A 21653-nucleotide genomic window follows, 5' to 3' on the forward strand; every position below is an offset into this window, starting at 1 on the left:
CTTTTTCCCCGCCCCGGGAACCGGCGGCTGAACCGGGAGGGGGGGGCCGGACCCGGAGCAAGCGTGTCCGGAAGAAGGTAACAGCAGCCTGTACCGGCGGCCTGTGCAAGGGGGATGCCCTGTGCTATAATTAAGCTGGATGATTGATTTATTTAACTGTTAATGGCATTTTATGATCCCATTTAAGCGGGGTGTAATTTAAATGACGGTTGCCGGTACGGATATCTTAAACCGGCTGCGGGCGGTGCTGGATGCGACCTATAACGGTATTATCGAGGTGGACGGGGAGGGCCTGGTAACCACGGTCAACCGGGCCATGGAACGCATCCTCGGCCAGCCGGCGGAGCAATTGACCGGCCGCCACATTCAAGAACTGGTGCCCGGCACCGGGCTGATGGAAGTTTTGCAGACGGGGCAGCCCCAAATCGGCTGCCGCACTGTCATCGGCGGGCGCAGTTATGTGTCCAACCGCACGCCGATCATCCTGGACGGCCGGGTGGCCGGGGCGGTGGCCGTGCTGCAGGACGAAACCGAATTGCAGCACATGCTTGAGGAGTTGGAGTCCACGCGCAATCTCAAGGAACTGCTGGAGACCGTCCTGGACAGTGCTTACGATGGCATTGTGGTGGTGGATGACGAGGCGCGCATTACCATGTTCAACCGGGCCTACTGCGAGTTCCTGGGGGTTAAACAGGAAGACGTATTGGGCCGCAGGGTGCAGGATGTGATTGAAAACACCCGTATGCATGTGGTGCTGCAGACGGGCCGTCCGGAAGTGGGCGAAGTGCAGCGCATCAACGGCCACGATATGGTCTGCTCGCGTATTCCCTTGAAGCGGGACGGCCGGGTCTGGGCCGCCGTGGGCAAGGTGATGTTCCGTGATGTTTCCGACCTGCGCACGCTGGTCAAACGGGTGGACCGCCTGCAAACGGAGCTGGAGTATTATAAGGGCGAACTGCAACGCCACCAGGGAACCCGTTATTGCCTGGACAATATCACCGGCGCTAGCCCCCGCATGCGCGAACTGAAAGCGCTGGTACCCAGGGTGGCCCGCAGCGACTCCACGGTGTTGATCCGGGGGGAAAGCGGCACCGGCAAGGAACTCTTTGCCCATGCCCTGCACAACGCCAGCCCGCGCGCGCACCGCCCTTTTGTCAAGGTAAACTGCGCGGCCCTGCCGGAAAACCTGCTCGAGTCGGAGCTCTTTGGTTATGCGGAGGGTGCTTTTACCGGCGCGCGCAAGGGTGGAAAGATCGGTAAATTTGAACTGGCCGACGGGGGCACCATATTTCTGGATGAAATCGGCGATATGCCGGTAAACATGCAGGTTAAACTTTTGCGGGTATTGCAGGAAAAAGAGATCGAAAGGCTGGGGGAGAACCGGCCGCTCAAGGTGGATGTACGTGTGGTGGCCGCCACCAACCGCAACCTGGAGGAAATGGTACAACTAAACTTGTTCCGGGAGGATTTGTTTTACCGGTTGAATGTAGTGGTGCTGGACGTTCCTCCGCTACGGGACAGGCGGGAGGACATACCCGCCCTGGTGGATTCCCTGCTGAAAAAGCTGGCCCACCGGCTGGGCTGTCCGCGCAAATCACTTGCCCCGGCAGCCCTGGAATGCCTGCTCGACCACCATTGGCCGGGAAACATCCGCGAACTGGAAAACGTTCTGGAACGGGTGTTGAACATAGTTGATGAAGAAATAATCACCATCAACCACCTGCCTTTTTACCTGCGCCGGGAAGAAATGGAGCCGGTGGCGGAAGGGGTGCGGCCGCTCAAGGAATCTGTGGAGAACCTGGAGCGGATCATGATCGTGCGGGCGCTGGAGGCCACGGCAGGTGACTGCCTGGCCGCGGCCAGATTGCTGCAGGTTGGCAAGTCCACTTTTTATGAAAAGCTGGCGCGATATGGGATACCGAAAAAGTAGCCGGTCAGGGACCATATGTCCGCAGTGCGTAGTCTGGCGGTAAACCCTGCTTACCTGCTGTTGCCCGGGGGCAATGGAAACCCTTTTGCATTTACGGCAAGATAATAGCTACCGGGCGAGGCTGACCCTGTAAACAATGCACCGCTCCTTTTGCAGAATATTTTGCCTTTAACTCCTCATATGAGGAGTTTTTTTGTTAATTCACCTGCCGGTATTGACTCCGTATTGGGTTCTAATGTAAGGATTACTTTTATTCCGGAAATCCGGAAATATTTCCGGATTTCCGGAAAGTATCAAATTTATCTTAAATTCTGATTTTCGGGATCGTTAAACCGGCCTTATCATTCCGGAATTCCGGAAAATAGGGGCGAAAAAGCTCGAAAAAGCGTTGGTACGTGCCTTGCTATAATTAACGTAACCTTTTAACCCACGCCGCAAGTTGAGGAGGATAACCATGACTGTGCAGTTCCTTGCTCCGGAGGAAGCCGTGGCGCTAATCGAAGACGGTGATACTCTGGCGATAAACGGTTTCGTCAGCTGCGCCCATGCCGAAGCGTTGACCACGGCGCTGGAGGGACGGTTCCTGGCCACCGGCGCCCCGCGCGGCCTGACTCTTGTTTACGCTGCCGGCCAGGGCGACGGCCGGGACCGGGGGATGAACCACCTGGCTCATGAGGGGCTGATCAAACGGGTAATCGGCGGACACTGGGGACTGGCCCCGAAACTGGGGGCGCTGGCGGTGCAGAACAAAATTGAAGGCTACAACCTGCCCCAGGGGGTGATCTGCCATCTCTTCCGGGATATTGCAGCCGGCAAGCCGGGAACCGTCACCCATGTGGGCCTGGGTACCTTTGTGGACCCGCGCCTGGAAGGAGGCCGGGTTAATGCGGTAACCAGGGAAGACCTGGTGGAAGTAGTTGACCTCTTTGGAGCGGAAAAGTTGTTCTACCGCGCTTTTCCCGTGACGGCGGCCTTTATTCGGGGCACCACCGCCGATGAGCGGGGCAATGTAACCATGGAAAAAGAATCGATGCCCCTGGAAGCCCTGGCCATAGCCCAGGCCGTAAAAAATTGCGGTGGGAAAGTGATCGTTCAGGTGGAGCGGGTGGCTGCGGCGGGGACGCTTGATCCCAAGCTGGTCAAGATTCCCGGCATTCTGGTGGATGCGGTGGCGGTGGCGCCGCCGGAGCAGCACTGGCAGACCTACAGCGAGCAGTATAATCCAGCGTATACCGGCGAGATCAAGGCGCCCGCCGGGTCGGTGCAGCCGCTGCCCCTGGACGGGCGCAAGGTGATCGGCCGCCGGGCGGCCATGGAACTGTTGCCGGATACGGTGGTCAATCTGGGCATCGGTATTCCCGAAGCGGTAGCCGCAGTGGCTGCGGAGGAGGGAATCGCGTCCTACATGACCCTGACGGTGGAGGCGGGTCCGATCGGCGGCATTCCCGCCGGCGGCAAAAGCTTTGGTTCGGCCACCAATCCCGAGGCCATCGTGGATCAACCCAGCCAGTTCGATTTTTACGACGGCGGAGGCATCGATCTGGCCTTTTTGGGCATGGCTCAGGCCGACGCCCGGGGCAATGTCAATGTGAGCAAATTCGGCTCCCGGTTGGTGGGCTGCGGTGGTTTTATCAACATCAGCCAGAACGCCAGGAAAGTAATCTTTTGCGGCACTTTCACCGCCGGCGGGTTGGTGGCGGCGGTGGAAGGGGGACGGATAAAAATCATCCGGGAAGGACGCAGCAACAAATTCATGTCCCGGGTTGAACAGATAACTTTCAGCGGCGATTACGCCCTGTCCAAAAACAGGCCGGTGCTGTATATCACCGAGCGGGCGGTTTTCCGTCTTGGTCCCCGGGGCCTGGAGCTGGTTGAGATCGCCCCCGGTATTGACCTGGAACGGGATATTCTGTCCCAAATGAATTTCAAGCCGGTTATTTCCCCCCACCTCAAACTGATGGACAGCTGCATATTCCGTACCACTGCCATGGGGTTGGGGATGAATAAACAAAATCCGGAAAGAAGGGAGGAGATAGCTTAGCTGGTCAGACCCGGCCGGTTATTGTTTTCACATTGCTCCGGGGCCGGAATATGTTTTCGGGCTTTCTGGCGCCGGAGCAATAAGCATTTTTTCTTTGGGAGGTGTCAGAATTATGGAAGTTATCGGCATTTTATTGAGCCTGGGCCTGCTCATGTTTTTTGCCTACCGTGGTTTTTCGGTCATTCTTTTTGCCCCTGTTTTTGCCCTGCTGGCGGCCTTTTTCTCTGGTGCTCCCCTGCTGCCTAGCTACACCGAACTGTTTCTGGTCAAAGCGGCCGGCTATTTCAAGAGCTTCTTCCCCATTTTCCTGCTCGGAGCTGTATTCGGCAAAGTGATGGAAGACACCGGAGCGGCTTCTTCCATTGCCCGGTCGATTATTAAAGCCATCGGCAGGGAGAGGGCCATCCTGGCCGTGGTGCTGGCCTGCATGGTGCTGACCTACGGCGGGGTGAGCCTTTTTGTAGTAGCCTTTGCGGTTTACCCTTTCGCGGCGGCCCTGTTCAAAGAAGCCGGCATTCCCAAGCGGCTTATTCCAGGCGTGATTGCTCTCGGTTCCTTCACTGTGACCATGGACGCCCTGCCGGGTACGCCCCAGATTCAAAACGTGATTCCGACCAAATATTTCGGCACCAATCTCTATGCGGCGCCAGTTACCGGAGTTATCGGGTCGGTGATCATCCTGGCCCTTGGTTTGCTCTGGATGGAATACCGGCGTAAAAAGGCCCGGGCCGGCGGGGAGGGCTATGGGCAGCACACACTGAACGAACCGGAGCCGGTCAACGGGGACAATCTTCCCCATCCGCTGCTTTCCGCCCTGCCCCTGCTGGCCGTACTGGCGGGCAATCTTTTCTTCACCCGCTGGATCAGCGGCTGGGATGGCGGTTTCCTCAAACCATACGGGGTTACCCTGGCCAGCGTGCAGAGCACCTGGAGCCTGATCCTGGCCCTGGTCCTGGGCGTCCTGCTGGCCATCGGCATCAATTACGGGCGCATCAAGGGCCAGGTGGCCAAGAGCCTGAACGCCGGGACCATTGGTTCCTTGCTGGCTATACTGAACACATCCTCCGAGGTGGGATTCGGCAGTGTAATCGCCTCCCTGTCCGGGTTCAAGGCCATTTCCGCAGCCATGCTGGGTATCAAGGGCAGTCCCCTGCTGTCCGAAGCATTGACGGTAAACGTGCTCGCCGGGGTGACCGGTTCGGCTTCCGGCGGCATGAGCATTGCCCTGGAAATCGCCGGCAAACAGTATCTGGAGTGGGCGCAGCGCCTGCACATCAGCCCCGATGTCCTGCACCGGATTGCCTCCATGGCTTCCGGCGGTATGGATACCCTGCCCCACAACGGTGCGGTGATCACCCTGCTGGCCATCTGTGGTCTGACGCACAAGGACGCTTATAAAGACATCTTTGCCGTCACGGTGATTAAAACCCTGACTGTATTCCTGCTGGTATTGCTGCACAGCATGTTCGTTTTCAGTTAAAAGCTGCGGCTCGTCCACCCTTCAAAACAGCTTAAACAGGGACTGGAGTGGCCGTGTACGGACCCGGGGAATATTAGCGAGGTAATTATGTGGTAAATTATTTAGTAAAGAATAAATACGGAGCCATAAAAAACCTGGGGGTGGTTTGAACATGCGGTTAAAAGACAAAGTGGCCATCATCACCGGCGGCGCCCGGGGGATTGGCAAAGAAACGGCCCTGGTATTCATACGGGAAGGAGCCAAAGTGGTGCTGGGGGATTTCGACGCGGCGGCCGGGGAAGCCGCGGTGCAAGAAATCCGTGCCCTGGGCGGGGAAGCCCTGTTCTTTCCGGTAAACGTGGCCGATCCGGTCCAGGTGCGGGCCATGGTGGACGGCACGGTGGAAAAATCCGGCCGCATCGACATCTTGGTGAACAACGCGGGTATCACCCGGGACGCCCTGCTGACGAAAATGACCCCGGAGCAATGGGAGCAGGTGATTGCCGTCAATCTGACCGGCGTATTCAACTGCACCCGGGCGGTGGTCCCGGTGATGATCAGTCAGGGCGGCGGACGGATAATAAACGCCGCCTCGGTGGCCGGTCTGTACGGCAACGTCGGCCAGACCAACTATGCGGCCACCAAGGCGGGGGTGATCGGCATGACCCGCTCCTGGGCAAAAGAGCTGGGACGCAAGGGAATCACCGTCAACGCCGTGGCGCCTGGCTTCATCGTCACTGATATGACGGCCAAAGTGCCGGAAAAGGTGCTGGACATGATGAAGGAGAAGACGCCTCTGGGCCGGCTCGGCCAGCCGCGGGACGTGGCCAACGCCTATCTCTTCCTGGCCTCGGACGAGGCGGCCTATATCAACGGGGTGGTGCTGAGCGTGGACGGCGGGCTGGTGCTTTGATGTGAAAAATATGGGGTGGCGGGATTCGTTTTAGCAAGAAACAAAATAACTTTTAATAAAAATACGTGCCGTTTCCGCATCACTGGCACGTATTTTTTATTTCCGCTCAACGGCGAAACAATCATACCCGGAACCCGGTTTGAACCGGCGCAAAATGTTATTCATCATATACTCCGGTTTGTAAAGTATGGACGGATGACAGGAAAATTAAGCTGGATGGCGAAATTAATTGCCAGAAGATTTCGATTAGTTCCGGGCGGGAGGTGATCGGGGTTGCGCCGGCCCGAAGAAGGTGAAATGTTAAATGTCGTGTGGAAGTCCTGCCCTCATGGCCTGATTGAAATTGACCGGCAAGGGGTCGTGGTTTCACTGAATCCGGCCATGGAAAGAATTTTAGGCCTTGTTGCCGCCCGGGCAACCGGCCGTCCGCTTCAGGAAGTGATTGCTCACCGGGAGTTGGTTGCCGCTTTGACCGAAGTGCTGCGGACCGGCCGGAGAATATCAGATTCGTCAATTACAAATGCACATCATGAATATGTTTTCAATTGTGTCCCGGTCATTCAGTGTGGATCCGTGGCCGGCGCCGTGGGCGAGCTCCGGGATATTACCCGTTTAAAAAGAGCCAGGCAGGAAACAGCCGCTGCCCGGAACAAAATTGCCTTGCTTGAGGCAGCGTTGGAGGGCATCTATAACGGGGTTATAGTGGTCGACGGGGACGCCCGGGTGGTTATGTTTAACCGGGCTTACTGCGACTTTCTGGGGCTTGCGCCTGAAGATGTGTTGGGCCGGCCGGTTTGGGAAGTAATTGAAAACACCCGCATGCATGTGGTGCTTGAAACGGGCCGGGCGGAAATCGGGGAAGTGCAGCGGATCAAAGGGCATGATATGATCTGCTCCCGGATCCCCTTGCACCGGGACGGCCGGGTCTGGGCCGCTGTGGGCATGGTGATATTCCGTGACGTGGAGGAACTGCGCCTGCTGATGCGGCGGGTGGACCGGCTGCAGTCGGAAGTGGAACATTACAAAGGCGAGCTGATGCGCCAGCAAGGAGCCCGTTATACCCTGGAGCAGATTACCGGCAACAGTCCCCGCATGCTTGAACTGAAGAAGCTGGTGCAAAAAGTGGCCCGGAATGATTCAACAGTATTAATCCGCGGGGAGAGCGGCACGGGCAAGGAATTGTTCGCCCATGCCCTGCACAACGCCAGTCCCCGCTGTGCGCGGCCATTTGTACGGGTGAACTGTGCCGCCCTGCCGGAAAACCTCCTTGAATCGGAACTTTTCGGCTACCGGGAAGGTGCTTTTACCGGTGCCCGCAAGGGGGGCAAGCCTGGCAAATTCGAGCAGGCCAATGGAGGAAGCCTGTTTCTCGATGAGATTGGCGAAATGTCTTTGAATATGCAGGCCAAACTGTTGCGAGTACTGCAGGAAAAGGAAATCGAACGGCTGGGAGATGCCCGGCCCGTCGTAGTGGATGTGCGTCTGGTGGCGGCCTCCAGCCGCAATCTGGAGGAGATGGTGCGCCGGGGCGCCTTCCGGGAGGATTTGTTCTACCGCCTTAATGTGGTGGTTCTGGATATCCCGCCCCTGCGGGAAAGAAGCGGAGATATTCCCCTGCTGGTTGACGACCTTTTGCAAAGGCTTTCCCGCCGCCTGGGCACCATCCATAAATCCATCCACCCGGCGGCCATGGAATACCTGCTCAATTACCACTGGCCGGGAAATGTCCGTGAATTGGAGAATGTTCTGGAACGTGTGCTGAATATTTCTGCCGGGGAAATGATCACGATACATGACCTGCCGGTAAGACCGCTGAAAAAAGCGGTGGAGGAACTGGAAAAGACTGTGCTCCGTCGTGCCCTGAAGGTTGCCGGAGGCAACCGGATGGAGGCGGCCAGAATGCTGGGTATCGGCAGGACTACCTTTTACGAAAAACTGGCCCGTTACAACATCTGTTAACCCGGGACATTTATAAGTATCATTTATGGAAAAGGTGTTCGCCTTTTCTTTTTTTTTTGTGTACAGCATATTTTCCTCGCCGAATGTCCTCCGCCACCCCTTATATTCCGGAGCACCGGAATTGTACGGAAATCCGGAATAGTACATAGATTAGTGCAGTTCATGAAATTAAGCCCGTATGGTCCCTGCTCTTGTACGGAATTCCGGAAAAAAGCCGGCTTGGAACCTGCCAAAATAGTGGAAATATTCTGGCATAGACTTTGCTTCATAAATCCTGCTAAATACTTGTTGAAATCGGGGGTAGGAGCATGGGAGAACGAAGGGAGCAGGTTAACTTTACAGTTGATTTGAGCGGCCGGACGGCACTGGTGACCGGGGCCGGATCCGGCATCGGTTACGGCGTGGCTGAGACCCTGGCCGCGGCCGGAGCCGGCGTACTGGTCAACGACATTTTGCCGGAGCGGGCCGCAGAGGCCGCTCGCAAGCTTGGTCAGGAGCCATTTCCAGGTGATATTACACAACCGGATTTTATTCAGCAGGTAAAGGAAAAACAGGTCGATATACTGGTTAATAACGCCGGATTTCAGCATGTAGCGCCCCTGGAGGATTTTGCGCCGGAGGTTTTCCGCCGTTTGCTGGAAGTGATGCTGGTGGGACCCTTCCTGTTGTCCCGGGCCGTGCTGCCGGGCATGAAAGCCAGAAACTTCGGCCGGATCATCAACGTTGCCTCGGTGCACGCCAAAATCGCTTCCGCCTACAAAGCCGGCTATGTTTCCGCCAAACACGGCCTGCTCGGCTTGACCCGGGTGACCGCCCTGGAAACGGCTACCTTCGGCGTCACCGCCAATGCCATCTGTCCCGGATATGTGGATACGCCGCTGGTGCGCAATCAGTTGAAGGATCTGGCGGCCAGCCACAACCTCACGCCGGAGCAGGCCTTGGAACAGGTCATCCTGCGCCCGGTGCCGCAAAAGCGCCTGCTCACCCCGGCCGAGATCGGCTACCTGGCCCTGTTCCTGTGTTCCGATGCCGCTGCCTCCATAACCGCCCAGGGGTACACCATTGACGGGGGGTGGAGCCAGGTGTGAACCAAACCCGGAGAAGACCGGGGACTGTTTCGTGATCGTTTCCCACAGAGTGCCGGACCGAGTTAATCGCCTGCCCTTGATCTACCCGCGAACCACCTCCCGGTATTGGCCGGGAGGCCCTGTACCTGGCGTCTACCACTTGGCGTCTACAGGAACGGTGTGGCATCAAATGATTTATTTTGCTCTTGCCCGGGGCTCTAGCATTTTGCGTATATCGGAACCGGCGTTTAGGTTTTATCTGTCCGCTACACCGGATTCTGTGTCCGGCGGCAGCGCCACGAGTAATTCCGAGTTGTAAGGAGGGAACGAAAAATGATTAAAGGAAATATTAAAAATTATCTTTGGATACTGCAGGGACTGCTTGTATTATGGATCGGAATCGCCTTTTGGACGAAACATCCGATCGCCGCCGTTTTCCCGACTATTATCTTTTTGGCGAATTTTATGCTAATCGGGGCCGGCTCCAGGGCGGACAAAATGTTTTTCCTGTATCCGTACGGGGCGTTTATTCTTCTTTACGGGGCGGGGTTTTACCTCTTGTTTTATTATTGGAAGTTGTATCATGGTATAGCGCCAAAAACTCTCTGGTTCGGGATGCATCCGGGCAGCGCCATCATTTGGGCAGGTTTTGGATTGATCGGGGGTATTTTAATTACTATTCTTTCTTATACCATATTGTTTGAAAAGAATGTTTTGTCGCAAGAAGACTGGGAAAAATTTATTGAGGATGTGCAACAATTTAAAGCACAGAATAAAGAAGAAATAACTATGTAAGTAAATCACAAGGTCACGTCAAAGTTCCTCCGCAGTGCCATATACTGTGGTAATAGATAAAATGTACTCTATGCATTGTGAATAAATGCAATGTTTATGTAACCGTGAAGTAAAATTTAAGAAAAGGGGGTTATTTTAATGATCAAAGAAATTGAAATTGTAGTAGCCATATTATATGCAGCTGTCATTCTTTGGTGGAGTATAAGTGCGAAAAAGGAAGCTGACAAAGGCGGGACAGAATTTTTTGCTTCCTCAAAGCTGTTTGGCGCTACTGTTGCCGGCCTGGCCGCCGCAACCACAGGGATGAGCGGTTTTGGATTTGTAGGTGGACCAGGTCTAAACTATAAGACGGGGAGCACAGTCTGGTATATGCCTATTTTCTTCACTGTGAGTTATGGGCTGATGATGTGGCTTAACGGTAAGCCCATGCGGATGATGGGTGAGATAACAAATGTCGAGACTTATGCCGATCTTGGTGATGTGAGATTCAAGAGCAAGGCCGTAAGGTTTTTGATTGGAATTAATTTAATCATTTGTGTTTGGGCATATATGGGGGCGCAAATACTGGCAGGGGGATATATACTTAATTCTATATTTGGCGTGTCTGTAAAAGCAGGCGGCATTATTTTGCTGCTTTTCACATTGATATATACGATTTATGGGGGCATGGTCGGCAGTATACGTGTTGATTTCTTACAGGGGATTTTAAAACTGATTAGTATTATAGGTATCGTTATTGGCTTTTTCTATATAACCGGAGGCGTGACAAATGCCACTTTGACAATTGCGTCCAGTAAATTGTTTGGACCAACATTTGTTGATCCGATTGGTAACCCGAGTAATGCCGCTTTACCGCTGGCTTTATCATGGGCTTTTGTGCTTGCGCTGGGCGTTACCGGGCAGCCGCATGTGAATACAAAACTTTATTCACTGAATAATTATAAAAGTTTAAAAACTTTTGGTTTGGTGGGTGGTATCGGTTATGCGATCATGGGTCTTTTGTATTTACTGCCCGGTACTTCTGTGCAATATTTGGTTGCTTCGGGAAAATCTTCCCCGTTAAAAGTGCCTGATGAAACGATATTCCACTTCTTCAATCATTTGCCTCCCACACTGGAAATATTGCTCTTTGTCGGTTTGCTTGCTGCCACAATGTCCACCTCAAGTTCTTTTCTGGTGATTGGATCATCAATTATTACACGTGACCTTACACACTCATTCAATAAAATATTAAGTCAGCAGGAAGAAGTGGTTTGGGGAAGATGGGCCTTGCTGATTTTAACCGTCGGTGCAGCAATATTTGGCCTCTATGGCGGATATATGGTTGGTTTGCTGGGCGTCCTGGGACTGGGTACATTTATCGGTACATCACTGCCGGTAATTATTGGTTATCAATGGCGGAAGGCCTCCCGGGAAGCCGCCATTATCTCGGAGATTATAGTGCTTATAATGAGTATCGGTGTTTCGGTTATTTACGAGCAGGCGCTTAAGGGCCATATGCCGGGCGGTATTCCGGGGTATGCCTATATGATTATACTGGTATTCCTGGTTATGGTTTTTGTGCCCCTGTTTACCAGGGGGGCGGCGGAAGATAGTTTGCCCGCTCAAATGAAACTATATTTTAAGCATATGGAATAAAGCTGAAGGTTCAGCGGGAACATTGACGAAAAATAACCGGTAAATTCATCTTACTGTTGATACCGTGATCATATTGCCGTTATCCAATGCTGAAGAGAACAGGGCGCAAGCCCTGTTTCTTTATGGAGATACCTGATTGTGGCCGGAAAGTTGTTCCGGTGTTCCGTCGGAAGAGGTGCAGGGCCTGAGATGGCGGGGGTGCCCGGCAAAACCGTTGAGGGAAAATTGCGACCATTCAGAATTAAATATCAGCCATTGGCCGGAGAATTATAGACGTTTCGCAAGTAAAATTTTAAAATCAAATTGAAAACTGAATCACATGTCAACTTGGGGGTGGCCGGATGGGACGGACTTCGATTAACGGTGTGAGTATTTACTACGAAGTATATGGTACGGGGGAGCCGTTGCTGCTGATCGAAGGGCTGGGTTACGCCTCCTGGATGTGGTTTAAACAGATCCCTTCGTTTTCCCGTCATTTTCAAACCATTATTTTCGACAACCGCGGGGCGGGGCGGAGCGACAAGCCCGATCTTCCTTATACGGCCGCTATGATGGCCGGTGACGCGGCCGGCCTGCTCGACAATCTTGGTATTGCCCGGGCGCATGTGCTGGGCGTTTCCATGGGCGGCTTTATCGCCCAGGAACTGGCTTTGAGTCACCCGGAGATGGTGGCAAGCCTGATTCTATGCTGTACTTCTTTCGGCGGACCGGACAGCGTGCCCATGACGGCGCAGGCACTGGACAGTATGCTCAAAGTGGATGGACTGAGCGCCGGGCAGGCCATCCGGCAGGGGCTGGCGGTGGCTTTCAGTCCCGGTTACATGGAGGAGCATCCAGACGAGGTGGAACAAATCACTGCCTGGCGGTTGGCCCGGCCCACCCCCCCCCGTTACGCCTGGGAACGCCAGTTTTCGGCTGCCAGGGAATTTTGCAGTAAGAACAGGTTATCAAACATACGTATACCCACTCTGGTGCTGGCCGGTGACCGGGATGTGGTCTTACCGCCGGAAAACGCCCGCCTGCTGGCCGGGCGCATAACGGGAGCCAAACTACGGATGTTTTCAGGTGGCGGGCACCTCTTCTTTATTGAACAGGCGGAAGAGTTCAACCGGTCCGTAATAAATTTTTTAGCCGGGCTCAAGGATAAGAGCTGACCTAATTTGCATTTATGGAGGGAGTGTGCTCATGAATACGGGATGGCCCTGGGTGGTGGATCTCCTGGCCGGACGCAGCTCATTGACACCAGGGTTGCGTGCTGTTTATGACCGTTCTTCCCGGGTTTGGTATACCTTTAAAGACCTGAATTTCCGGGCCAACAAACTGGCCAACTACCTCAAAGATGAACTCGGCCTCGTTCAAGGTGATCGGGTAGCCATCCTGGCGCATAACCGGATTGAGTGTTTTGATCTATTTTTCGCTACTCAGAAAACTAATATTATATCCTTTCCCCTCAATGTTCGTCTGTCATCCACGGAAATGGACGAACTCCTGGCGCAAGCAGAGCCCAGAGTGCTCTGCTTTGAAAATGCCCTTGAGGAAAAAGCCGCTTCTCTTACCTTTCCATTTGAGACGAAAGTCCGCGTCGGCACTGCCAAGCACAAAATACTGGAGACCGAAGATTATGAAGCAATTCTGCAGTCATCAAGCGCATGCGCACCGCAGGCAAACCACTTTTCTTTCCACGACACTCACTTATTATTATCCACCGGAGGCACTACCGGTTTACCAAAATTGGCGATGAGTCCCCACCGGATGGTCTATATGAACATTATCAATGAAATAATGAGCTGGAATATTACCGGCGGGGATTCCGCTACGATTGTTCTGCCCCTTTTCCATACCGGTGGATGGCACTTGTGGAAAACATGGATAAGGTGATCAGGTCCCTGAGGACGTAAGATGTCTTTATACGATAGAGGGTAAAGGGGTGAGTTGTTTTGGAAGTGCAATCTGCCGGTAAGGAAACTTACCGGGCCAAAACCAGTAAAGGCGAAGCCACCCGCCAGAAACTGCTTGATGTGGCGGAAGAAATATTCGGCGCTAAAGGGTATTTCCACACTTCGGTGGTGGACATCACCCAGCGGGCCGGGGTGGCCCAGGGCACCTTTTATGTCTATTTCCCGGGCAAGCAGCATATTTTCCGGGAACTGGTGGAAGAGCTGAGCCATAACCTGCGCCGGGAAATTCAGATCGCCGTGAACGGGGCGGCCGGCCGGAAAGAAAAAGAGATCCGCGGTTTTGCCGCTTTCTTCGACTATGTGCGCAAGCACCGCAATCTGTACCGTATTGTCCAGGAAGCGGAATTTGTAGACCCCGCCCTGTATAAATGGTACTATCGCCGTCTGGCCGAAGGATACGTCAAAGGCCTGCAGGAAGCCATGGACCGGGGGGAATTCCGCCGGCTTGATCCGGAGGCGGTGGCCTACTGTCTGATGGGGATGGGCGAATTTCTGGGTATGCGCTGGGTGCTGTGGGAGAAGAAAGACGTGCCGGAAGAGGCTTTCCGGGCGGCCATGGAACTGATCATGGGCGGACTGGAAAAACGGGATTGACTGGTGGAGGTAGAAAGAGCATGTTTGCAGCCCACTGGCTAAAAAAACGGGAGGAACTGACTCCGGACAAGGTGGCGGTTGTCGACACGGTCGCCGGGGCGCGCCACACCTACCGGGACATGCAGGCCCGGGCATTGCGCCTGGCCGCCTTCCTGCAGCGCGAGGCGGGAGTAAAAAAAGGCGACCGGGTGGCCGTCCTGGCGGTCAACCGGATCGAACACCTGGATGCCCTTTTTGCGGCGCAAAAAACAGGCGCCGTCCTGGTCCCCTTGAACCACCGCCTGGCTCCGGGTGAATTGGCCCATATAGTACAGGATTGCCGGCCCGAGGTATTGATTTACGATGCGTGGGAACGCGAAAGCGGCGGCTCAATTAAGAAAAACGGCAGCCGTCAGAGTCTGTGTTTCCCTGGAAGAAAACCGTCCGGGGGGCGAAGATGTGTCGTACCGGGAGATCATGTCCGTTCAGGCCGGGGTATTGGCGCCGGTGGAGGCGGAACTGGAGGACCCCTGGTTGATCTTATACACCGGCGGGACCACCGGTTTTCCCAAGGGGGCGGTTTTATCCCGCCGTATGATCACCTGGAACGCAGTGAATACCGCCGTCAGCTGGCACCTGACCCATGCGGACGTGGCGCCCATTTTTACTCCTTTTTTCTGGTGACAGCGGGCCGGACGCGCCGCCGCGAAACGGCGGTCCGTGGGAACAAAAACGGCTCAAACGCCGGTAAGCGCCCGGGAAGCGGCGGTGGTCGTCGGCAAAGATGACCGGTAACCCCGGATGGCAGGTATCCCGGCCTGACATCCGATCGTGCCCGTCAATGGGTAGGCCATGCCAAAAGGGGTCTACCCATTTACTAATGTTACCAGCTTTCTGTGCCGGATAATATAAGACGGCGTTTGTGCGCACCCGCTACTGGAGACGGTAAGCGCAACAGGATAACACCTTTTAATACTAAAAACGGGAGTGGTTTGAACATGCGGTTAAAAGATAAAGTGGCCATCATCACCGGCGGTGCCCGGGGGATTGGCAAAGAAACGGCCCTGGTATTCGTACGGGAAGGAGCCAGAGTGGTGCTGGGGGATTTCGACGCGGCGGCCGGGGAGGCTGTAATGCAAGAAATCCGTGCCCAGGGCGGGGAAGCCCTGTTCTTTCCGGTGAACGTGGCCGATCCGGTCCAGGTGCGGACAATGGTAGAAGGCGTGGTGGAAAAATTCGGCCGCATCGACATCTTGGTGAACAACGCGGGCATCACCCGGGACGCCCTGCTGACGAAAATGACCCCGGAACAATGGGAGCAGGTGATCGCCGTCAATCTGACCGGCGTATTCAACTGCACCCGGGCGGCGGTCCCGGTGATGATCAGTCAGGGCGGCGGGCGGATAATAAACGCCGCCTCGGTGGCCGGCCTGTACGGCAACGTCGGCCAGACCAACTATGCGGCCACCAAGGCGGGGGTGATCGCCATGACCCGCTCCTGGGCCAGGGAACTGGGGCGCAAGGGGATCACTGTCAACGCCGTGGCGCCGGGTTTCATCGTCACCGGTATGACGGCCAGAGTACCGGAAAAGGTGCTGGACATGATGAAGGAGAAGACGCCCCTGGGCCGGCTCGGCCAGCCGCGGGACGTGGCCAACGCCTATCTCTTCCTGGCCCCGGACGAGGCAGCCTATATCAACGGAGTGGTGCTGAGCGTGGACGGCGGTCTGGTGCTTTGATCTATTGATGCCTGCTTTTGAAGGTGGCGGCCGTACCGGATGAACGGGATAGGAGCAGCGCTACAACCGCAGGATGGCATGCAGACAAGCAATAAAACCCTTACCGTTGATGGTAAGGGTTGTTTCTTGCGGCTGAAAAGGAGACTGTTCCCGCATAAGTGGAGTGAAAGCAGCAAAAAGTAAAGTTATTCCGTAAGACGGAATTCATGTGGAACAGGAGGCGAACAAAATTTCCTTAAAACCCGGGGTGGCCATTATCGGTGCCGGCATTTCCGGCCTGTCCTGCGCGCACGAATTGGAGCGTCTTGGCTGTCGTCCGGTGCTCTTTGATATTTCCCGTTCGGTGGGGCATCCCTTTGCCCATTGCGGAGCGGTGCTGGAAATACTTTACCGTTCCGTCTCCACCAGGGATTTGCTGGAATTGACCCGGGAAGATTACAATATTTCTCTCATCCCCCTCAATCCGGTGAAGAATATCATCATGGTGACAGCCAACCAGCAGGTTGCGGTAGATGGAAAACTGGGTTATATATTTGCCCGCGGGCAGGTGGAAAATTCGGCGGAAAAACAGATTGCCCGCCAGCTTGCAACCACCTGTTTTCAATTTGACCGCCGGGTCCGCTGGCAGGATCTTATTGACAGCTACGATTATGTAGTGGTGGCCGATGCCGGGGAAACCGCGGCCAAAGAACTGGCTTCCTGGCATGATATGCTGCGGGTGTCCATAATGGGCGGGGTGGTGCTCGGCAGTTTCGACGCCTGCACGCTGTATATGTGGCTCAACGAATCCTATGCCGGCAAGGGATGGGCCTACCTTGCCCCTTATAACAACCGGCGCGCCTCCCTGGTGCTTTCCGTGCCCAATGTGCGTCCGGAAGAGATGCGTTTGTACTGGGAAAAATTTTTTCAAACCGAAGGGTTTGATTTTACCGTGGCAGAAACATTTCAAACCACCCTGGCTGTGGGCGCAGTACAACCCTGCCGGGTGGGCAGGGTGTTTCTGACCGGAGTAGCCGGCGGGTTCATCGATCCCCTGCTTGGCATGGGAGTGCTTCCAGGTGTGGCCAGCGGCGTGCTCGCCGCCCGTTCCATTGTTCGGGGGTTGGATTATGAGAAAGAAACCGCTTTTTTGGTCAAGCTGATTAAAAAGGCCGATCATCTTCGCCGGACCCTGGACAAGCTGAACAATGCCGGCATGGACCGCCTGGTGGGCCTGTTGGGCTGTCCGCCGGTAAAATCGTTGATCTATCACACCAAACTGGATGTGGTTGATCTGGCCGAACTGGTGCTGAAGAGATTTTATTGAACAGTTACGGTGATAAAAAAAGCCGCCTCTGACGGCATAATAAATGAGGTCCTAAATTATATTCACCATATTTCCCGCCCGGCCGGCGAAACGCATGGCCTCAAAGAGCATTTTATCTTCCTTGGTGACGTTACGTCCGTACCTGGCCATCAAAACATTGGCCGGGTGTTCCAGAATATCCGGATCGTCAGTGGTCACCTTTTGCAGGCCGACCTTGCCGAAAAGCCTGGTCAGCATACGCTGGTAGTCCCAGACATCCAGGCCGGTGTCCTTCATGTCCCAATGCCAGCAATACTCGGTGGTGATCACGATAAAATCCTCCACCTTCGGATCCGCAAAAGCAACCCGGAGCAGGTTTTCCGCCACCCGGCAGCCGCGCCAGGCGGGGCTGACTTCAATGCCGCCCATTTCAAGCACCCGGGGATGTTTCGACCAGCGCGAATATCCATCCGGATGATGAAAAGTTACATATCCGATGATTGTATTGATTGCCCGGACCAGGTAAATCATGCCATCGGGCAGGTTGGTAATCTCCATCAACGCAACCTTCTGACGCCCGGGCGGGCGAAAATTGTGCAATCCTTCATCCATGGACAGGGACTCCAGATAATGGTCGCTTACCGGTCCTTCAATATTCAGCGACCCCTTACCAGTTTGCAGTGGAACTTGTTGCAACTGGCCCACCTCCCGTTCTCAGGCTTCCCCGGACAGGGCACCCATATCCTTATTATAGGGGACGCAATCCAGGTAACACAATATGACCTTGTGAAGTGATTATATTAAAAATTTTCACAAAAAAAGCATCTGCTGTCAAGAGAAATCTTAAGCAAAATACTAAAAATTTTTAGTCCGGCATTAAAACTATAAGTGAAAGGGAAACTCTTTTCTCACTATATATGTGTATGAGAAAAGATGATAAATGTTACGGTAAATATTTGACGATAAAGAGATAATAGGTTATAATATGGCAAAAGTAAAAATAAAGGAGAGATGAATACATGCCTTTTGAAATCTACAAACCCCGTGGTGAGAGGGCGGAAAAGGCGCCTATGGTTTCCTTCTCCAAGAGTTCGATTGTTCTTAATAATGTGGCCCGGGAAAAGCTTAAGGCCCAGCATGTGGAATTGGCCTATGACAAGGATGCCAATTTGGTTCGAATCAGGGCTGTCGACGATGGTGGCATGCAGATTAAAAAAACCAAGGTTTTCGGTAAAGGCTTTTTCAAGCACTTTGGGGTCAACCCCCGGGGAAAATATGAAGCCAGGTTTGATGAAGCTGATCAGTCTCTTTACGTTAAGATCAACAGTGACGGTCAGCATAGTTAAAGCCACCTGAATGGTCACAAGCCAGTTCACTGTAACCGCATCATCATTGCCAGGTAGGTTAAACCCGCCGTCGCGCGGGTTTAATTCATTCCTTGTTTTAACTGCAAAACTGGTTCCATTGCCAGCCTTTGCCGGGGAAGAGTTTATATTCCGGCCGGGAACATACAAGGAGGAAATGTTATGCCCGTCCATAACCGGTTGAAATATTGGCGGCATCAATTAAAAATCGAAGAACAGCTGGAGTTCGCCCGGTTACTTGATGTAAATCCCTGGTATATTGAACGCTGGGAAGAACAAAAAATTCAGCCCAGTCTGGAAACGTTCTGCAAAATCCGTGACCGGTTAAAAAGAGTGCTGCCGGAAATAACATTGGACGATTTGATTGATTACTTTCCGGATTAGAAATAGCTTTGAATCAAATAGCAACCTTGACTTGATAAATGCCCGCTTGTAGGGTTCCGGTGATCCGGAAATAACGGTGTATTCTTCCGGGAGGTGGTTTTGTGTCCGGGGAGCCGCTTGATTTGCAGGAAAAACGCTTGTTAAAAGCGTTGGAACATATCTACCGGCTGCAGAAGTGCCACTTTTTCGCCGAAGAGATAATGCCCGGGGTGATGAAAGAATTAAAACTGTCCGATACGGAAGCCATTGAGCTGGTCAAGGCGCTGATCGACAAGGGCTGGCTCAGCACAAAAGGATTCTTGCCCCGGTTGTTTTTCCGGCCGGAAAATATTGCCGGTTTCCCGGTGGTTGTATCGGCTGCCGGATTGGCCCGGCTCAGGAGAAAAAATTAGTTTTGCAAATTTTGTCAGCAAGGAAGGAGTTTATTCCCCGGTGTTGAATTATATTTTTACAAATCGGATTCAGTATGAACAACAAGGGGGTGCCGACGGTGGAAATCATGCAGAAACTCGGCGAAACAGCACGTGGGTTGGGTGAGCGGGCGAAGGACCTGGGCGGCAAAGCAAAAGATGTGACCAAACGTTCAGGCGAGTTGCTGGAGGTTGCCCGGTTAAAGTTCGATTTAAACAAACTGGAAAAAGAAATGGACAACAACCTGCAGGCGCTGGGCGAACTGGTCTTCCGGCGTGATAAGGGCGAGGAGGATCTGGACGGGGAAATCGACCGCCTGCTGCAAGGCACACGTAAGCTGGATGGAGAAGTAAAATCCCTGAACGAGCAAATCAAGAAACTGCAACCAAAGCCGCTGGTTTGTCCCCAATGTAAACTGGAATTGCCGGCGGGCGGAAGATTCTGCAGCTACTGCGGGAAACTGGTGACCGAGGAAAAAGAGGAACATAACGCGTAAGGTCGTATAATTATCAGGCGATGATCAAAACCGCAGCTTAGGCTGCGGTTTTTCCTGAATGTGTGGTTGAGCGGCAATATACACCGGGTTGCCGCTGTATAATGTTACTCCGGCGGCAACCGGTGATGCCGGTCAAACATAGTGGATCAAAGCGGCTTTGTCGTCAGCACGGGGGAGACACTTTCCGGTGGTTTTCCCGGCTGTCAAGTCAACGCGCTTTTTACCATGGACAGGATGATCTCCGTATCCCTACCGCTGTAAATGGCCTTGGCATGGCCGTATCCCTTCTGTCTGGCCTCATTCCGGGATATGGCCTTCAACCCGGGCCGGTTCAACTCCCGGGCTTTCAAGTTGGCACCGGAATAATAAAAGCAGGTTCTCGGCGGATCGGTGAGCTTGTTCACATTGCAGATGCGGCGATCGCCTAGATAATAGGAGACCAGGTAGTTATCCTCTTTTTTGCAAACGCCTGGTAATTCACCGGCAGTGATCAAGTTGTCGATATCAGCCACGATTTTCATAAAGAGGGTTTTCTTTTCCGCCGGCGCGGATTTAACAACGTCCACGCAAGCCGGTTTTCTTTCCTGACCTTTGAAACGGCTTAAGATGGAGGATAAAAAACTTGGCATCACATACACCCTTCCCAGTAAAATTATAGAATGATAAACATGATATACTTCTTCATTTGTCGAAATTTTTCCTGCCGGTGGAAACCGTTTGAGTAAAAATTCCCGGCTCGTCTAATGAAAATGGATATCAGGTACGGGGGTTTGGCTATGGAGTATCAAGAAAAAATCAGGATGCTGGCCGCACTTTTAAAAAGCCCCGGTCCCAACTTCGCCCTTACCGGGGCCGGGGTGAGCACGGAAAGCGGCATTCCGGACTTTCGCAGTCCGGGCACCGGTCTGTGGACCAAATATGATCCCATGCAGGTGGCCAGCCTGAGCTCGTTGCGCCGGGATCCGGCCGCCTTTTACGCCGTCAACCTGCCCCGCTGGCAAACCTTTGAAGGCGTGCAGCCCAACGACGCCCACCTGTCCCTGGCCCGCCTCGAGAAGCACGGCTACCTGGTGGGAGTGATCACACAGAATATTGACAGTCTGCACCGGATTGCCGGTTCCCGCCGGGTTTGGGAGGTGCACGGCCACCTGCGCACCTGCCATTGCATGGACTGTGAAAGGAGTTACCCCTTCCGGGAACTGACGGAACGGGCCGCCGCCCGCGGATTGCCCCGCTGCGCGGCCTGCAACGGAGTTTTGCGACCCGATGTGGTGCTGTTTGAAGATCAGATGAGCGATGATTTTTATAAAGCCACCCGGGCACTGACCGGCTGTCAGCTTTTACTGGTGGCGGGCAGCAGCTTGCAGGTTTACCCGGCGGCCGGCCTGCCGCAATATGCCCGCCGGGTGGTGATCATCAACCGGGAGGAAACCCCCTGGGACGAGCAGGCCGTCCTGGTCATTCATGCTTCCACCGGCCGGGTCTTCCGGGATCTGCTGGCTGAGATGAACGTGCCGGAAAATTAGGGGCGCTGTGATCCTTGAATGCAGACGGGCTTATCTTCAAGCAATTCCAGGGTTACAGCCAACGGCAGGTGATCCGAGGCCGCGGCGGGAATGGTTTTGACCGCAAGTACCCGCC

The 21653-nt window shown here is 54.1% G+C and carries 21 protein-coding genes and 1 pseudogene; 20 read left to right on the forward strand and 2 right to left on the reverse strand.

Annotation, left to right across the window (positions count from 1 at the left end; all coding sequences use genetic code 11):
* The first annotated feature begins 202 nt into the window (after positions 1-202).
* The 15 genes and pseudogenes from A6M21_RS04725 (at position 203) to A6M21_RS04795 (ending at position 17378) form a co-directional block, all read left to right on the forward strand.
* Positions 203-1930, forward strand: coding sequence for a sigma-54 interaction domain-containing protein (locus A6M21_RS04725; protein WP_066666729.1), 1728 nt, complete (start codon positions 203-205; stop codon positions 1928-1930).
* Between the two features lie 454 nt (positions 1931-2384).
* A complete protein-coding gene (locus tag A6M21_RS04730; RefSeq protein ID WP_066666730.1) occupies positions 2385-3971 on the forward strand; it encodes an acyl CoA:acetate/3-ketoacid CoA transferase in 1587 nt (528 codons plus the stop codon).
* A 112-nt stretch (positions 3972-4083) separates the two neighbouring features.
* Positions 4084-5451 (forward strand): GntP family permease, encoded by a 1368-nt coding sequence (locus A6M21_RS04735; RefSeq protein ID WP_066666731.1) that lies wholly within the window; start codon positions 4084-4086, stop codon positions 5449-5451.
* Positions 5452-5602: 151 nt separating this feature from the next.
* Positions 5603-6343, forward strand: a complete 741-nt coding sequence (gene fabG, locus A6M21_RS04740) for a 3-oxoacyl-ACP reductase FabG (RefSeq protein ID WP_066666732.1) — start codon at positions 5603-5605, stop codon at positions 6341-6343.
* A 273-nt stretch (positions 6344-6616) separates the two neighbouring features.
* Positions 6617-8302, forward strand: a complete 1686-nt coding sequence (locus A6M21_RS04745; protein WP_078060396.1) for a sigma 54-interacting transcriptional regulator — start codon at positions 6617-6619, stop codon at positions 8300-8302.
* Positions 8303-8610: 308 nt separating this feature from the next.
* Positions 8611-9390 (forward strand): 3-hydroxybutyrate dehydrogenase, encoded by a 780-nt coding sequence (locus tag A6M21_RS04750; RefSeq protein WP_201721832.1) that lies wholly within the window; start codon positions 8611-8613, stop codon positions 9388-9390.
* A 312-nt stretch (positions 9391-9702) separates the two neighbouring features.
* Entirely contained in the window at positions 9703-10164 is a 462-nt protein-coding gene (locus tag A6M21_RS04755) for a hypothetical protein (RefSeq protein ID WP_066666734.1), read from the forward strand.
* A gap of 138 nt (positions 10165-10302) precedes the next feature.
* The gene (locus A6M21_RS04760; RefSeq protein ID WP_066666735.1) at positions 10303-11802 is read left to right on the forward strand and encodes a sodium:solute symporter family protein; all 1500 of its coding nucleotides are present in this window, start codon (positions 10303-10305) and stop codon (positions 11800-11802) included.
* Between the two features lie 341 nt (positions 11803-12143).
* The gene (locus tag A6M21_RS04765) at positions 12144-12956 is read left to right on the forward strand and encodes an alpha/beta fold hydrolase (protein WP_066666736.1); all 813 of its coding nucleotides are present in this window, start codon (positions 12144-12146) and stop codon (positions 12954-12956) included.
* 52 nt (positions 12957-13008) lie between these two features.
* A complete protein-coding gene (locus A6M21_RS04770; protein ID WP_161486004.1) occupies positions 13009-13680 on the forward strand; it encodes an AMP-binding protein in 672 nt (223 codons plus the stop codon).
* 65 nt (positions 13681-13745) lie between these two features.
* Positions 13746-14354 carry a TetR/AcrR family transcriptional regulator gene (locus tag A6M21_RS04775; protein WP_151191802.1) on the forward strand — a complete coding sequence of 203 codons (609 nt, stop codon included), beginning with the start codon at positions 13746-13748 and terminating at the stop codon, positions 14352-14354.
* 20 nt (positions 14355-14374) lie between these two features.
* Positions 14375-14641 (forward strand): annotated as a pseudogene (locus A6M21_RS19440) (AMP-binding protein); the annotation flags it as partial.
* A 55-nt stretch (positions 14642-14696) separates the two neighbouring features.
* Positions 14697-15017 carry an AMP-binding protein gene (locus tag A6M21_RS19240; protein ID WP_066666740.1) on the forward strand — a complete coding sequence of 107 codons (321 nt, stop codon included), beginning with the start codon at positions 14697-14699 and terminating at the stop codon, positions 15015-15017.
* 314 nt (positions 15018-15331) lie between these two features.
* Positions 15332-16072 carry a 3-oxoacyl-ACP reductase FabG gene (fabG, locus tag A6M21_RS04790; RefSeq protein WP_066666761.1) on the forward strand — a complete coding sequence of 247 codons (741 nt, stop codon included), beginning with the start codon at positions 15332-15334 and terminating at the stop codon, positions 16070-16072.
* A 208-nt stretch (positions 16073-16280) separates the two neighbouring features.
* Positions 16281-17378: an NAD(P)/FAD-dependent oxidoreductase gene (locus A6M21_RS04795; protein WP_066666741.1), complete on the forward strand. Its 1098-nt coding sequence runs from the start codon at positions 16281-16283 to the stop codon at positions 17376-17378.
* A gap of 51 nt (positions 17379-17429) precedes the next feature.
* Here the strand turns inward: A6M21_RS04795 and A6M21_RS04800 are convergent, their stop codons facing one another.
* Positions 17430-18062, reverse strand: a complete 633-nt coding sequence (locus A6M21_RS04800; protein ID WP_345788081.1) for a GNAT family N-acetyltransferase — start codon at positions 18060-18062, stop codon at positions 17430-17432.
* A 314-nt stretch (positions 18063-18376) separates the two neighbouring features.
* Between A6M21_RS04800 and A6M21_RS04805 the strand changes: the two genes are divergently transcribed.
* From A6M21_RS04805 to A6M21_RS04820, 4 genes are all read left to right on the forward strand, one after another.
* Positions 18377-18703 carry a hypothetical protein gene (locus A6M21_RS04805; protein WP_066666743.1) on the forward strand — a complete coding sequence of 109 codons (327 nt, stop codon included), beginning with the start codon at positions 18377-18379 and terminating at the stop codon, positions 18701-18703.
* Between the two features lie 180 nt (positions 18704-18883).
* Positions 18884-19105 carry a helix-turn-helix transcriptional regulator gene (locus A6M21_RS04810; RefSeq protein ID WP_066666744.1) on the forward strand — a complete coding sequence of 74 codons (222 nt, stop codon included), beginning with the start codon at positions 18884-18886 and terminating at the stop codon, positions 19103-19105.
* Between the two features lie 101 nt (positions 19106-19206).
* Positions 19207-19497 (forward strand): hypothetical protein, encoded by a 291-nt coding sequence (locus A6M21_RS04815; RefSeq protein ID WP_066666745.1) that lies wholly within the window; start codon positions 19207-19209, stop codon positions 19495-19497.
* Positions 19498-19604: 107 nt separating this feature from the next.
* Complete coding sequence (locus tag A6M21_RS04820; RefSeq protein ID WP_066666762.1) at positions 19605-20012, forward strand: zinc ribbon domain-containing protein; 408 nt, start codon at positions 19605-19607, stop codon at positions 20010-20012.
* A 203-nt stretch (positions 20013-20215) separates the two neighbouring features.
* Here A6M21_RS04820 and A6M21_RS04825 read toward each other — a convergent pair whose 3' ends face one another.
* A complete protein-coding gene (locus tag A6M21_RS04825; protein WP_066666746.1) occupies positions 20216-20641 on the reverse strand; it encodes a hypothetical protein in 426 nt (141 codons plus the stop codon).
* Positions 20642-20788: 147 nt separating this feature from the next.
* Between A6M21_RS04825 and A6M21_RS04830 the strand changes: the two genes are divergently transcribed.
* The gene (locus tag A6M21_RS04830; RefSeq protein ID WP_151191801.1) at positions 20789-21538 is read left to right on the forward strand and encodes an SIR2 family NAD-dependent protein deacylase; all 750 of its coding nucleotides are present in this window, start codon (positions 20789-20791) and stop codon (positions 21536-21538) included.
* The last annotated feature ends 115 nt before the right edge of the window (positions 21539-21653 follow it).

Origin of the sequence: Desulfotomaculum copahuensis, from assembly GCF_001655685.1 — a bacterium.
Lineage (GTDB): Bacteria > Bacillota > Desulfotomaculia > Desulfotomaculales > Desulfovirgulaceae > Desulfotomaculum_G > Desulfotomaculum_G copahuensis.